Annotated in this window: 10 protein-coding genes; 2 read left to right on the forward strand and 8 right to left on the reverse strand. The window is 60.0% G+C overall.

From position 1 onward, the window contains the following. Positions 1 to 88: 88 nt before the first annotated feature. The 5 genes from FE240_RS12605 to yejK all read right to left on the reverse strand — a co-directional run bounded on the left by FE240_RS12605 (position 89) and on the right by yejK (position 6,533). The gene (locus tag FE240_RS12605) at positions 89 to 1,225 is read right to left on the reverse strand and encodes an ABC transporter ATP-binding protein (RefSeq protein ID WP_193001380.1); all 1,137 of its coding nucleotides are present in this window, start codon (positions 1,223 to 1,225) and stop codon (positions 89 to 91) included. 69 nt (positions 1,226 to 1,294) lie between these two features. Next, positions 1,295 to 2,185, reverse strand: a complete 891-nt coding sequence (gene malG, locus FE240_RS12610) for a maltose ABC transporter permease MalG (RefSeq protein ID WP_193001382.1) — start codon at positions 2,183 to 2,185, stop codon at positions 1,295 to 1,297. A gap of 9 nt (positions 2,186 to 2,194) precedes the next feature. Next, the gene (gene malF / locus FE240_RS12615) at positions 2,195 to 3,844 is read right to left on the reverse strand and encodes a maltose ABC transporter permease MalF (protein WP_193001384.1); all 1,650 of its coding nucleotides are present in this window, start codon (positions 3,842 to 3,844) and stop codon (positions 2,195 to 2,197) included. Positions 3,845 to 3,916: 72 nt separating this feature from the next. Then, positions 3,917 to 5,098 (reverse strand): maltose/maltodextrin ABC transporter substrate-binding protein MalE, encoded by a 1,182-nt coding sequence (gene malE / locus FE240_RS12620; protein ID WP_193001386.1) that lies wholly within the window; start codon positions 5,096 to 5,098, stop codon positions 3,917 to 3,919. A 415-nt stretch (positions 5,099 to 5,513) separates the two neighbouring features. Then, entirely contained in the window at positions 5,514 to 6,533 is a 1,020-nt protein-coding gene (yejK, locus tag FE240_RS12625) for a nucleoid-associated protein YejK (protein ID WP_193001388.1), read from the reverse strand. Between the two features lie 73 nt (positions 6,534 to 6,606). On the opposite strand from yejK, the gene FE240_RS12630 reads away from it, so the two are divergent. Both FE240_RS12630 and FE240_RS12635 read left to right on the forward strand, forming a co-directional pair. Further along, positions 6,607 to 6,837 (forward strand): YejL family protein, encoded by a 231-nt coding sequence (locus FE240_RS12630; RefSeq protein ID WP_042047821.1) that lies wholly within the window; start codon positions 6,607 to 6,609, stop codon positions 6,835 to 6,837. 33 nt (positions 6,838 to 6,870) lie between these two features. Further along, on the forward strand, positions 6,871 to 8,724 hold the full coding sequence (locus FE240_RS12635; protein ID WP_193001390.1) for a DUF3413 domain-containing protein: 1,854 nt from the start codon (positions 6,871 to 6,873) through the stop codon (positions 8,722 to 8,724). A gap of 29 nt (positions 8,725 to 8,753) precedes the next feature. Here FE240_RS12635 and FE240_RS12640 read toward each other — a convergent pair whose 3' ends face one another. The 3 genes from FE240_RS12640 to FE240_RS12650 all read right to left on the reverse strand — a co-directional run bounded on the left by FE240_RS12640 (position 8,754) and on the right by FE240_RS12650 (position 13,553). Then, entirely contained in the window at positions 8,754 to 11,327 is a 2,574-nt protein-coding gene (locus FE240_RS12640) for a family 14 glycosylhydrolase (RefSeq protein ID WP_193001392.1), read from the reverse strand. A gap of 152 nt (positions 11,328 to 11,479) precedes the next feature. Continuing rightward, the gene (galE, locus tag FE240_RS12645) at positions 11,480 to 12,493 is read right to left on the reverse strand and encodes a UDP-glucose 4-epimerase GalE (RefSeq protein ID WP_193001394.1); all 1,014 of its coding nucleotides are present in this window, start codon (positions 12,491 to 12,493) and stop codon (positions 11,480 to 11,482) included. Positions 12,494 to 12,566: 73 nt separating this feature from the next. Then, positions 12,567 to 13,553 (reverse strand): hybrid-cluster NAD(P)-dependent oxidoreductase, encoded by a 987-nt coding sequence (locus FE240_RS12650; protein WP_193001396.1) that lies wholly within the window; start codon positions 13,551 to 13,553, stop codon positions 12,567 to 12,569. Positions 13,554 to 13,569: the final 16 nt, after the last annotated feature.

The raw sequence follows: 13,569 nt of genomic DNA on the forward strand, positions 1-13,569 counted from the left end.
AAAAAACCGGCCCAAAAGGGCCGGTAAAAGAAGAGTGGATTGCATTGGAACTCGCGTAAGACCCGGCCGGGAAGCCGGGCCCGGGTAATCAGACTTTGTTGTAGCGGGCGGTACGCGGGAACGCCTGCTCCTTGTCGTCAAACAGGTAGCACGCCTCGGCAGGGATACCGACGGTGAACTCCTGTTGGGCTTCAACCTCCACATCGGCGTTGGCCTTGACGGTGAAGTCATGACCATCCACGTCCATGTAGACGAAGGACTCAGCGCCCAGATGCTCAGCCACCTGCACGATACCCGTGACCTTGCTGTTGGCATCCGGATGGTCGAGAGGCACCAAGTGCTCAGGGCGAATCCCCAGTTCGACGGCATCGCCCACCTTGCCACGGCGGGCATCGATGCGGGCACGCACCTGATCGCCATTGCTCAGCTTGACCACGCACTCCTGCTCGCCGATCTCGGCCAGGGTACCGGTGATGAAGTTCATCTTCGGCGAGCCGATAAAACCAGCCACGAACTTGTTGTCCGGGTTGTGGTAGAGCTCGAGCGGGGTACCGAACTGCTCCAGGTTGGTCTCAGCATCCCCCTTGAGCGGGCTCAGCACCACGATGCGGTTGGCCAGGGTCATGGCCTCCACCTGGTCGTGGGTCACGTAGATGATGGTGGAGTTGAGCTCCTTGTGCAGCTTGGCAATCTCGATACGCATCTTGACGCGCAGGGCGGCATCGAGGTTGGAGAGCGGCTCGTCAAACAGGAACACCTGCGGCTGCTGCACGATAGAGCGGCCGATGGCGACCCGCTGACGCTGACCACCGGAGAGCGCCTTGGGCTTACGCTCGAGCAGCGGCTCGAGGCCGAGGATCTCGGCGGCACGCATCACGCGCTTGTGGATGGTCGCCTTGTCCATCTTCTTGAGCTTGAGGCCGAAGGCCATGTTCTCGTAGATGTTCATGTGCGGGTAGAGGGCGTAGGACTGGAATACCATCCCCACGTTGCGCTCTACCGGCGGCACGTCGTTCATGTAACGACCACCGATGGAGAGCTCACCCCCCGTGATGTCTTCCAGGCCGGCGATCATTCGCAGCAGGGTGGACTTACCGCAGCCGGAGGGGCCGACGAAGACGATGAACTCGCCTTCCTGGATGTCCAGGTTGATGTTACGCAGGGTGTCCTTATGGACGGCCGGGTCATAATTCTTGCGAACGTTTTTCAGTACAACTTCTGCCATGACAGGCTCCGCTCAAAAATTCGTTTAACCTTGCCGGCGGGACCGGAGCCCCGCCGGGAGTGCATTAGATTAGCCCTTGACGCCGCCCGCCGTCAGGCCGCCGACCAGCCAGCGCTGAGCCAGCAGGAACACGACGGTGATCGGGAAGCCGGAGAGTACGGCCGCCGCGGCGAAGTCACCCCACAGGTAGTTCTGCGGGTAGAGGTACTGCTGGGCCCCGACCGCCAGGGTCAGGTTGTCCACATCCTGCAACAGGATGGAGGCCATGGGCACCTCGGTAATGGAACCGATGAAGGCGAGGATGAAGACCACGGCCAGGATCGGCACCGACAGGGGCAACAGGATCAGGCGGAATGCCTGCCATGGGGTTGCGCCGTCGATGGCGGCCGCCTCCTCCAAGGAGGAGTCGATGGTCTCAAAGTACCCCTTGATGGTCCACACGTGCAGGGCAATCCCTCCCATGTAGGCCAGGATCAGGCCACCGTGGGTGTTAAGGCCCAGCCAAGGGATGTAGTCGCCAATCTTGTTAAACAGGGCATAAATGGCCACCAGTGCCAGCACCGCAGGGAACATCTGGAATATCAGCATGCCCTTGAGGATGGTCGCCTTGCCGCGAAAACGCAGGCGGGCGAAGGCGTAGGCGCAGGTGGTCGAGAGCACCACAATGAACAGGGCGGTCAGGCCCGCGATCTTGATGGAGTTCCACAGCCAAGTCAGCACTGGGAACGGCGGCGGGGTAATGCTGCCATCTGCGTTAGTCACCGGGATACCCAGTGCGAGTCGCCAGTGATCCAGAGTCGGGTTGGAGGGGATGATCTCCCCTACCGAGAAGTTCCCGTTCCGGAAAGAGATGGCGATGACCATGATCAGCGGGAAGATGATCAGAGCCAGGAACCCCCACATAAAGGCGTGAGTAGCCCAGACCCGATACTTCACCGATTTGGGTTGTACGATAGCCATGGTCTCTCCTTAGATCTTGTCCGCTTTGGCCAGCTTCAGGTTGAGCAGCGCGAGGGCGCCGACAATCAGGAAGATAGCGGTAGCGATGGCACTGGCCAGACCGTAGTCCTGACCACCCGAACCCTGGAAGGCGATCCGGTAGGTGTAACTCACCAGCAGGTCGGTGGTACCGGCCGGAGTGGTGGCGCCGATGATGTCAGGGGCACCGTTGGTCAACAGCTGGATCAGTACGAAGTTGTTGAAGTTGAAGGCAAACGACGCGATCAGCAGCGGCGTGAGCGGCTTCATCAGGAGCGGCACGGTGATCTTGAAGAAGTTCTGGATCGGACCGGCTCCATCCATGGCAGACGCCTCATAGAGATCTTCCGGGATGGCTTTGAGCAAGCCCATGCAGAGGATCATCATGTAGGGGTAGCCAAGCCAGGTGTTGACGATGAGGATCATCACCTTGGCCAGGAACGGACTGGTGTACCAATCCGGCTTGATGCCAAAGGCGGCCTCAAGGAACAGGTTGATTTCACCAAAGTTCTGGTTGAACAACCCCTTGAACACCAGGATCGAGATGAACGCTGGTATCGCATAGGGCAGGATCAACATGACCCGGTAGAAACCACGCCCCTTGAGCGATTCCCACTGCACCAGGCAGGCCAGCACCATGCCGATAGCCAGGGTGAAGGCCACCGAGCAGCTGGCGAAGATCACGGTCCAGACAAAGATTTGCAGGAACGGCGCCTGGATGCCCGGATCGGTAACGATACGCGCAAAGTTCTTCCAGCCCACGCTGACCACAAAGCCAGGTGAAACGCTCTGACCAACATACTGGCCCTGCTCGTCAATGTACTGATAGAAGCCGGTTTCCAGGTTCGGCAACATCAGGGCACCGCTCTGGTTATCACGCAGCAGGTTACCGTCCTTGATGACCACACCGGATTTCAGCACAGCGCCATCAGGCAGGCGGCTGAATTGGGGTTTCTGGGCGGCAAACTTGCGCAGGCTGCTCATGCTCAGGTGAATGTCACCCGGCAGAGCCAGGCTCAGACGGCTCAAGTCGTTGCGATGATTCACAATCTCACGGATCGGGGCAGAGTTGAACTCACGCTCCTCAACCAGAGGATACAGTGGCACCTCACGCAGGCCGGAATCGGCGGCACCGATCTTGAGGGCCTCATCCAACTTCTTGTTGGCCATGAGACTGAGCGGATGGCTGATAAAGGATTGGTCTCCCTGTTTCAGCAGCAGCTGAAACTGATTGTTTTCACCACTAACCAGGGTGAAATCATACTCACCGCCTTGCACCTTGTAGGTTTTTTTAAGGTGGAACTCCCGGGCCTGCTCCAACGAGAGGAGGTTGGCACCCGAGTAGTTGGTGAAGGCGATGCCGATGGTGTAGGCAAGAGGGAAGATGATAAAAACAACCATGCCAGCCACACCGGGGAAAATATAACGGTGGGCATACGTCTTCTTGTTCATGAAGACATAGAGACCGACAGAGACGACAACCAGGTCGAGCAGGGCAAACACCCACTCACCGCTGGCGTACATCATGACGGCCGCATAACCATTAAGCACTGCAACCAGTGCCGCCATGGTCCATTTTAGCCAGACGTACTTGTCTTTCTGCGGACCGGCATAGGATTCGATAGAAGGTACTACTTCCATGCCAATTAACCTTTATAACGCCAAGAGAGAGAAAAGTGCGGGAGGCCACAGCCTCCCGCGAGGTGGTGCAATTTACTGAACGATCCGCTTCGCTGCGGTATCCAGTGCCTCGTCAACACCTTGACGACCGGAGGTCACGTTCTTCAGTGCGGTCTCGAAGGAAGACCAGAAGCGGCTCATTTCCGGTACGGACGGCATCGGCTCACCGTTTTGAGCGTTAGCCATGGTGGCCTTGATGCGAGCGTCGCTTTCCAGGGTCTTCTGGAAGGACTTCAGCGCCACGGCACCCAGCGGCTTGTCGGCGTTCATCGGCGCCAAGCCCGCGTCGGTCAGCAGGTAGTTCTCGAGGAACTCGATGGCCAGATCCTTGTTCGGGCTGGCGGCGTTGATGGTGGCACCCAGCACGCCAACGAAGGCCTTGGCCGGCTTGCCGTTCAGGGTCGGCAGCGGAGCCACGTCATACTTCAGGCCGCTCTTGTCCAGGTTGCTCCAGGCCCAGGGACCGTTGATCATCATGGCCACTTCGCCCTTGTTGAACTTGGCATCCATGACACCGTAGTCGATGCCCTTCTCCAGGTGACCGTTCTTGATCATGTCGGAGATGAACTTGACGCCCGCCTTGGCACCTGCGTTAGCCACACCGGTATCCTTCACGTCATAACCAGTTGCGGTCTTCTTGAAGGCGTAACCACCGTTGGCGGCCACCAGCGGGTAGCTGAAGTACGGGGTGTCATAGGCCCACATGATGGCGCGCTTGCCATTTTTCTTCATCTCTTCGTCGATCTTGGCGATCTCTTCGAAGGTCTTCGGCGGGTTGGGCAGCAGATCCTTGTTATAGATGAGGCTCACGGCTTCAACGGCAACCGGATAACCGTAGACCTTACCGTCAACGGTCATGGCGTCCCATGCGAACTGCTCGAACTTGGCCTTCTCGGCAGCGTTCGGGGTTACCGGAACCAGCAGACCGGCCTTGACCCACTCACCGTAACGGTCGTGAGCCCAGAAGAAGATGTCCGGGCCGTTACCGGTGGAGGCGGCTTGCTGGAACTTCACTTCAACCTGATCCGGGTGAGCGACGGTCACTTTAACGCCGGTTTCGGCTTCAAACTTCTTACCAATCTCGGCCAGACCGTTGTAGCCCTTGTCACCGTTGATCCAGATGGTCAGCTGACCTTCTTCGATGGCAGCAGAGGCGGTGCAAGCAACACCCAGGGTAGCCAGACCGATCAGGGATGACAGCAGTGTCTTTTTCATGAGCCTTTCCTTGTCGTTGAGCAGCGAAGAACATTCCGCGCTGTGAAATACATGTGTGTGCGAAGCCATAGTAGCCGAAGCAAATAATGCCTCACATGACCTATCTCGCATTTTTTGAAATGCAATTACGTATTTTCTTCCAGTGAGTCATGAAAACATTTTCAATATTTTCAGATTTACGTGACCAACCGCACATTAATTGCATAATAAAATGTAACTAACACACTTAACTGAAACTTAATTACATCGATGAAAGGGGTTTCACCCCACTGAAAACCCTTTCAGGTCGTAGCATTCTGACAATTTGTTGTGAAAGCACCTGTAGAAATTCCAACGAATCGATTTCAGTAGAAAAAAGCCACTCGCCGCCGGGGCTGAGTGGCTTTTTCAATAACGTGAGAAGGATCACATCACACTACTGGTGGCGCAGCAGTTGGTCCTTAAGATTGGGCGGCACCCCCTTGACGGTCAGGGTGTCGGTTTGCGGGTCATAAAACACTCGGCTGCCGAGCAACTTTTGATCAAAGCTCAACGTCAACCCACCGCCAGAGCCGACAAACTTGGTCAAGCCACGCAAGGTGCTACGATCGGCGGGAAAACGTTCTTCGAGTTGATACTCTTCGCCAATGAAACTATAAAAATCGAGATCATTCTCTCCTGGCAATTCGGCAGAAAGCTCCCGTATTTCTATTTCCTCACCAGCACTGGCCTGCTCGCTGCAATATTTGAAAACCTGCTTTTTATATTCAGTTCGCTCATCGGAGGGGAGTTGTTTGCTCTCGCAATAATCATCAACGGCCTGCAACAGTCCTTTATTTTGCAACTTGGCATCCATCCCTTCACGAATACCGAACAGTTCGATAAAGAGATCGCCCAGCTTGCGCCCCACCCTTCCCTTACTGAAGGTGACGTAACGGCGCGACTCACTCTGGGTCTGCCACTCGGTCAGGTCGACCCGGGCCACCAGATTCATCTTGCCGATGTCGAGATACTGGATGTGACGCAGCTCCAGCGTATCGCTGACGGTCACGCTCTCCTTGCTATCGAGCAGCGCCAGCAACAGGTAATCCACCCCGACATACTGATAACGGGCTACCAGCAGCACCCCGTGTTCGTCCAGCTCGTGGCGCCCCAGCGTCTCGACCAGCTGCTCGGTGAGCTGTACCGAGAAGGGGACAAAATCGAGCGTTCCCTGCTGCAGGGCGGTGAGCGCCTCGCAAAAACGCGGGTCAGGTGCTTCCTCCCCCTCGGCGGGCTCGGCAAAATAGCCAAAGCCCTTGCCGCCCTTACCGTTATAGATGCGATGCAGCTCGGCCATCAGCCCCTGCACGGCGTCGTCAACCACCAGAGGTTGGGCACGCGTATCCGCCTGGGGCCTGCCTTCCGCGTCCAGCCGCAATGAATGAAGGATGATCTTATCGATATCGAGACTCATGTCACAAAGCCATAGAGTTAGCCAAGAGGGTGGGGTATTATAAGGCGCTTTGACAGCAGATGAACCCAAGATTATGCCCATCGTTTCAAAGTATAAAGCCGAACAGTTTGATGCCCTGATGAACGACCTCATCACAGTGCTGGAACAGCACAAGGCACCGGTGGATCTGAGCCTGATGGTACTGGGCAATCTCACCACCAACATCATCAATGGGCAATTGGCCCCGGCCCAGCGCCAGGCCATTACCGAGAAGTTCGTACAGGCCCTGACCGCCTCCGTCGATCAGGACAATCAGGCCCACTGAACCTCATCCCCAACCAGCACCTGACGGACGAGTATGGTCGAAACCGGCAACCCTTATCGTGACAATGTTTCTCGCCTGATCACTTGGGGACATTGGTTCTGCTTTTGCAACATTCTGTTGGCCATGCTGGTCGCCAGCCGTTATCTGGGCGCCATCAGCTGGCCTTCGTCCACTCTGGGCGTTCTTTATCTCATCGTCAGCTGGGTCGGTCATTTCTCTTTCCTCGGCTTCATGACCTACCTGCTCACCATCTTCCCCCTGAGCTTCCTGCTCCCCAAGGAGAAGGTGCTGCGTTTTTGCGCCGCGGTGGTCGCCACCCTGGCGCTGTTGCTGCTGCTCATCGACACCCAGGTGTTTCGCCTGTTCAAGTTCCACCTCAACGGCCAGATGTGGCCATTGCTGCTGGAGCAGGCCCAGAGCGAAGAGGGCGGGATCTGGAGCATGCTGTTTATCGCCGTCCCCAGCCTGTTTCTTATCCAACTGGTGCTGTCGACCTACACCTGGCGCAAGATCAACAAACGCAAGCGCAGCCAGTACGGCAACCATGTCGGTCTGATCCTGCTCGGCTGCTTCGTGTTGACCCACCTGGTCAATAGCTGGGCCGATGCCACCCTCTATCAGCCGATCACGGCACAAAAATCCAACTTCCCGCTCTCCTACCCCATGACGGCCAAGAACTTCCTGGCCAAGCATGGCTGGCTGGATCTCAGCGAATATGAAAAGCAGGCCGAGGCCCAGCAATACGAGGGCAGTGAGGAGCGGCTGCGCTACCCGCTGCGCGCCCTCAATGTCGAGCCGGCCAAAGAGCCCAAGAATCTGCTGATCGTGGTGGTCAACGGCCTGCGCCACGACATGCTCAACAACATCAACATGCCCAACCTGCAACGTTTTGCCGCCCAGCAACAGCGCTTCGATGCGCACCTCTCCGGCGGCAATGGCGATCTCACCGGCATGTTCAGCCTCTTCTACGGGCTGCCCGGCCACTACATGGCCGATATCAGCAAAGAGAAGCGCCCGCCCCTGCTGTTTGACGAGATGCTGCGTCAGGATTACCAGTTTGGCCTGTTTGGCCCGTTGCACGACGTCAAGGCCTACCGCAAGAGCCTGCTGGCCGGTCTGCGCCAACAGGTGTTCGTCAGCGATGCCGACGACGATGCCCGCCTGCTCGGCCAGTGGCAACAGTGGCTGGGTAACCGCAACGAGGCGCGCCCCTGGTTCTCCCTGCTTTACCTCACATCGGCGGGCCACTACGAGACCCCGTCCGAGTTCAAGGGGCCGTTCCAGCCCGAGCTGACCCAGTTCAACCCGGCCACCGCCTATCGCAAAGAGAACCAGCCCAAGCTGGAGAACCGCTACAAGAACGCCGTCTTCTATGTCGATCAACTGCTTGAGCAGATCACGGCACAATTGACCCGCAGCGGCCTGCTCGACAAGACGGTAGTGGTGATCACGGCCGATCATGGCCAGGAATTCAATGAGACCCGCCGTAGCAGCTGGGGCGCCGGCAGCAACTTCTCCACCTATCAGGTGCAGGTGCCACTGGTCATCGCCTGGCCCGGCAAGGCGCCAGCGGTGATCACCCAAGACACCAGCCATCTCGATCTGGTGCCGACCCTGATGCAGGATCTGCTCGGGGTGCGCAACCCAGTGCGGGACTACTCCAGCGGTCAGGGGCTCTATGCTCCCACCCCGCGCAACTGGTCACTCAGTGGTGATGGACAAGATTTTGCCATCTATCAGAAAGAGGTGATCACCCACTTCAACCGCCAGGGTGACTTCGAGCTGCTGCGCCGTGACAACTATCGTCCCATCCCCCATACCAACCCCGATATGGGGGTGCTGGTGCAGGTGATGAACGAGTTGAACCGCTTCTATCGGCAACGGTGATCCCCCGCAGCCGCGGGGGCTCGCCATCGTCAGTGGAACTTGTTGATCAGGCGCTGCAACTGCTCGATCGGGGTGTGATCCTCATCGAAGAAGTGCTGCATACGCAGCAAGGTCAAACCGCCGAACCCTGGCGTGCCCGACAGCGCCTTCTCCATCTGTAACCACCCCGCCGCATCGTACAGCTCACCGGCCAGGGCGTTTTCCCCCATCAGGCGGATCCCCAGCTCATGGGCCGCCTCGGCAAACCAGCCGACCAGATCGGCGGCCTGTGAATAGCCCTCATAGGGGCGGTTTTGCATCTCAAGACAGGTAAAGTGCACCACGATGCGAGCCCGCTGTTCGGCCGGCACCAAGGCATCGAGCAACTGCACATACTCGCGCTGGTTGCGCGGCCCCATGGCCGGATGCGGGCGCAACAGGCCGGCCGTGATCTCGGCCACCCTGGGCTGATCCGGATCGCTGATCTCCCAGTGGATGCCGGGGATCTTGATCCCCAGCGGCACCGACAACCACGCGTCCTCACTGAAAACATCCAGCGCGCACGCCATCACTCTGCGGCCATGCGCCATCAGAGCGTCGTGATACCAGCCGAGGCACTCCCTTCCCCAGGCCGAGTGCAGGTAGGCCTTGTTGTCAAACAGGGAGTCGGCCGTCGGCAGCGGGATCTGGGCAAAACCATCAAACTGGGTGCCGAAGGTGTAGTTGAGTGCCGCAATCCCCTGATAGCGCTGCTCCAGATAGGCGCGCCAATCGGCCCGCGCCAGCTCGCTGTAACACTGCAAGGTGCCCCGGTTCGGATAATTGCCCCAGTCATGGGCGTTGTAGCTGGGGTAGCGCAGCTCACCGGCCGGCCCCAGGCTGATGTTGATCTCGGCCATCAAGGCGGCGCGCGGCGCATAATGCTCACGAAACGCGTTCATGAAGGCCCGATAGTGCGGCAACACAAACTCGTCAGCCCACAGGGAGACGTACTCCATCGAGGCATCGCCGGTCTCACTGACGTATTGCAATTCGCGCACCGAGGCCAGCTCGGGGTGGCGCGACAGCAAGGTACCCCACAACCAGAGCGGGATGGTCTGGGTAAAGTCATCGTTGACGTTGCCACCGGCCTGGTGGAACGAGAGGATAGGCACCCAGCGCATCTGCTGACGCTCGAGCAGATCGACCAGGCGGTCATAATAGCTCCAGTCAAAGCAGCCCGCCTGGCGCCCCTCCACCAGCCCCCACCAGATATCGGTGGAGATGGCCGTGACCCCGAGGCGGCGCAGCACCCCGACCTCCTCCTCGAAGCGGGCCCACTCCTGCTCGCTCAACACCTGGCGCTGGTTACCCACCTTAAGGTGCAGCGGCCCCATGACCCGGAACTCCTTGCGCCTGAGCAGCTCACCCTGGCCACGAGCGTTGCGAAGACGCACCAGTTGCCGCAGGCGAGCCGCCACCGTCTCCCCTCCGGTAACGCTGTCCAGATCGCGCCACACCCAGCCATGTCCATCACCACTGTACAGCGCCGATTCGATTAAGTGCTCCCAGCGCGGATGATCGTCCACCGGCAGCGGGGCGACGTTCTCCACCATGGTGGCCACCCCCTGGGCCTCACAGGCCTGCTGCCAGAGAGCCAACTGCGGCACCTGACGCAGCCCCTCCCCGGCCCCCGTCAACCAGATACGCAGCCGTTCTCGGGCCACCGATGCGGGCAGCGCTGCACGCAGCCAAGGCTCGGGCTCCCCATAATCGGCGCTGGCGGAGGCGTCAAGGTGGCAGGCGAGTCGCACGCCCAGGCTTGCCTGCTGCCAGGGCCCGGTGAAGATGGTGCCGGCCTGGCTGAGCCAGCGTCCCCCCTGCGCAGCCAGCCCGTGGCGCAACCACGTTGCCACGTCATGACGAGCCACCTCGCCCGGTTGCAGCAGCGCCTCGCGCAAGGCGGCATGCGACGCGAGCGGCTGACTGTGCTGCCACGCCTCCTGCCAGTCGGCCGCCGACCCATAGCGCGCCAGCATGCCTTGCGCCAGCGCATCCAGACCCGCGCGACCAAACAGGGGCCACGGCTCCCCCCCCAGCGCCGGATAACGCCACTGCCCTTGCGGCCCCACCCCCAGTTGCAGATGCGGGATCACCTCAGCCAGTGGCGCCAGTTGCTCGGCAAAGGTGTGCAGCCACTGCCCCATCAGAGGAGCAACCAGCTCTTCCCCCCACCAACTGACAGCCAGATTACTGTCGATGCCGTGCCGATCGCGGTACTTGAGTCGCTCCGCCGATGCCCCGGCGGGCAACTGCTCGCCGGCCCAGCCCCACAGCCAATCCGGCAGCAAGCGGTCATGCTCCATGCCAGCCGCGGCCAGATGCAGCTCGGGGATCACCTTCAGCCCCGCATCGGCAATGCAGTGGCACAACCGCATCACGCCTTGCCAGGCGGCCGGCTCGGTGACCTGCCCCGGCATGTCGGGCGCAACATGGCGCCACAACATGGGCACGACAACCCCCTCAATCCCCAGCAAGCGAGCCTGCTCGAGTCGCGCGCGCAGATCGTCCTGACTGAAGGTAAGTGGATGGACTGACGCCCCGAGATGGGCCCAGAGCTGCAAGGAGTGGGATGACCACGTCATGGCAAAAATCCTTGGCTAATACGGTGAACATCGTTTCTCACACCGACAGCCACAAAGCGCAAATCTGGTAGGCTTTTCATCTCCCCGAACTGTGAGTGCCCTCACAACCTGCCGATATAAAGCAAGAGGCGCCCCCTGGGACGCCTCTGCAATTAAGCCTTGTAGCCGTTCGGATTCTGGCTCTGCCAACGCCAGGTATCTTGCATCATTTGTGCAATTCCACGTTCGGCCTGCCAGCCCAACTCATCACGAGCCAGGGCAGGATCGGCCCAGCACTCGGCAATATCACCGGGTCGACGCGGCTTGAACTGGAACGGGATGGTGCACCCGCTCGCCGCCTCGAAGGCCTTGATCATCTGCAACACCGAGTAACCCTGCCCTGTGCCCAGATTGTAGGTAAACACCCCGGTATCAGCGGCGATGCGGCGCAGAGCCTTGAGGTGGCCAATTGCCAAATCGACCACATGGATGTAATCGCGTACGCCAGTGCCATCCACCGTCGGATAGTCATTGCCAAACACCCCCAGCTCCTTGAGCTTGCCGACCCCGACCTGACTGATATAGGGCAGCAGATTGTTGGGGATGCCATTAGGGTCCTCGCCAATGAGCCCGCTTTCATGGGCCCCCACCGGGTTGAAATAGCGCAGCAGCACGATGGCCCAGCGTGGTTCGGAGGCAGAGAGATCGCGCAGGATCTCCTCGACCATCAGCTTGGAGCGACCATAAGGGTTGGTGGCCCCCGTAGGGAACTGCTCGCGGATGGGCACCGAAGCGGGATCGCCGTAGACGGTTGCCGACGAGCTGAACACCAGACGAAAGACACCGGCTCTGGCCATCTCCTCGCACAGGGTCAGGGTGCCTGCGATATTGTTCTGGTAATAGGTCAGGGGAATACGCGCCGACTCCCCGACGGCCTTCAGTCCAGCGAAATGGATCACTGACTCGATCGGGTATTGAGCAAACAGGCGGCGCAGGCACTCTCTATCTAGGATATCCCCCTCGATAAAGGTCACCTCCCGCCCGGTGATACGCTCAACCCGCTTGAGCGACTCCGGAGAGGCGTTACTCAAATTATCCAGCACCACCACCTGCTGGCCGTCCGCCAGCAACTCAACCAAGGTGTGGGAGCCGATATAGCCGGCGCCTCCCGTGACTAAGACTGTCATCTTGTTATCCCGTTTTCGAGTGAAACTGCCAAGATTCTACTCTCGACCAGGAGCCTCGCCTAGACAACCCGTCCTATATTCCGATCTCGATATCCCCCTTGGCCAGACAGGCGCAGGCCAGCACCACGCCAGCCTCGATATCGGCGGCGCTGAGGGTCACGACGCTCTGGCGCTCCACCTCCCCCTCTACCGTGCAGCGGCAGGCACCGCACACGCCGGCGCGGCAGGCAAACGGCATGCTGGCGCCGGCCGCCTCGACCGCGGCGAGCAGGGTCTGACCGGGCAGGATCTTAACCCGTTTGCCCTGTTTGGCCAGGGTGAGCCAGAAGTGATCTTCTGCGCTGGCGGGGGCCGTCTCCGGCAGGCCAAACGACTCCTGATGCAGCTGGGCATCGGGCAGCCCCAGCTCACGCAGCAGGGTCACCACGGCGGCCATGTAAGGGGCTGGCCCGCACAGGTAGACCTCGCGGGTAAGCAGATCAGGGGCCAGCTCGCGCAGCATGGCGGCATCGAGCCGTCCCTGCCAGGGATGCGCCGCCGGCGCCTGCTCCAGCACATGGGTGACCCGCAGTCCAGGGTGGGCCTCGGCCAGCGCCTGCAAGGGCTCAGCGAAGATGAGATCCTGCGGGCTACGCGCCGAATGGATGAAGCGGATATCGGCGGCAGGATCACGGGCCAGCAGATCTCGTGCCATCGCCCACATGGGGGTGATGCCGGAGCCGGCACTCAGCAGCAGTGGCGGCATCGCGCCCTCGGCGGTCAGGTGGAACTCGCCAAATGGCCCGTCGACCGTGAGGCTATCGCCCACCCACAGGGTCTGACGCAGGTGGTGAGAGACCCGCCCCACCTCCTTGACGGTGATCTGCCAGAAGGGATCGTGCGGGCTGGAGGAGAGGGTGTAGGCGCGGGCGTGCGCAGCGCCATCCATGTCGGTGTGAATCGTGATGCACTGGCCGGCCAGCACGGGGGGCAAGGCGCCAGCCTGCGGCGCCAGACGCCAACTGGTGACATCATGGGTCTCTTCGATGCGGGCCGTGACGGTCAAAGTGAGGGTGGTCATGGCAGACTCCGGGTGG

The organism is Aeromonas simiae (genome assembly GCF_014892695.1).
Taxonomy (GTDB): Bacteria; Pseudomonadota; Gammaproteobacteria; order Enterobacterales; family Aeromonadaceae; genus Aeromonas; species Aeromonas simiae.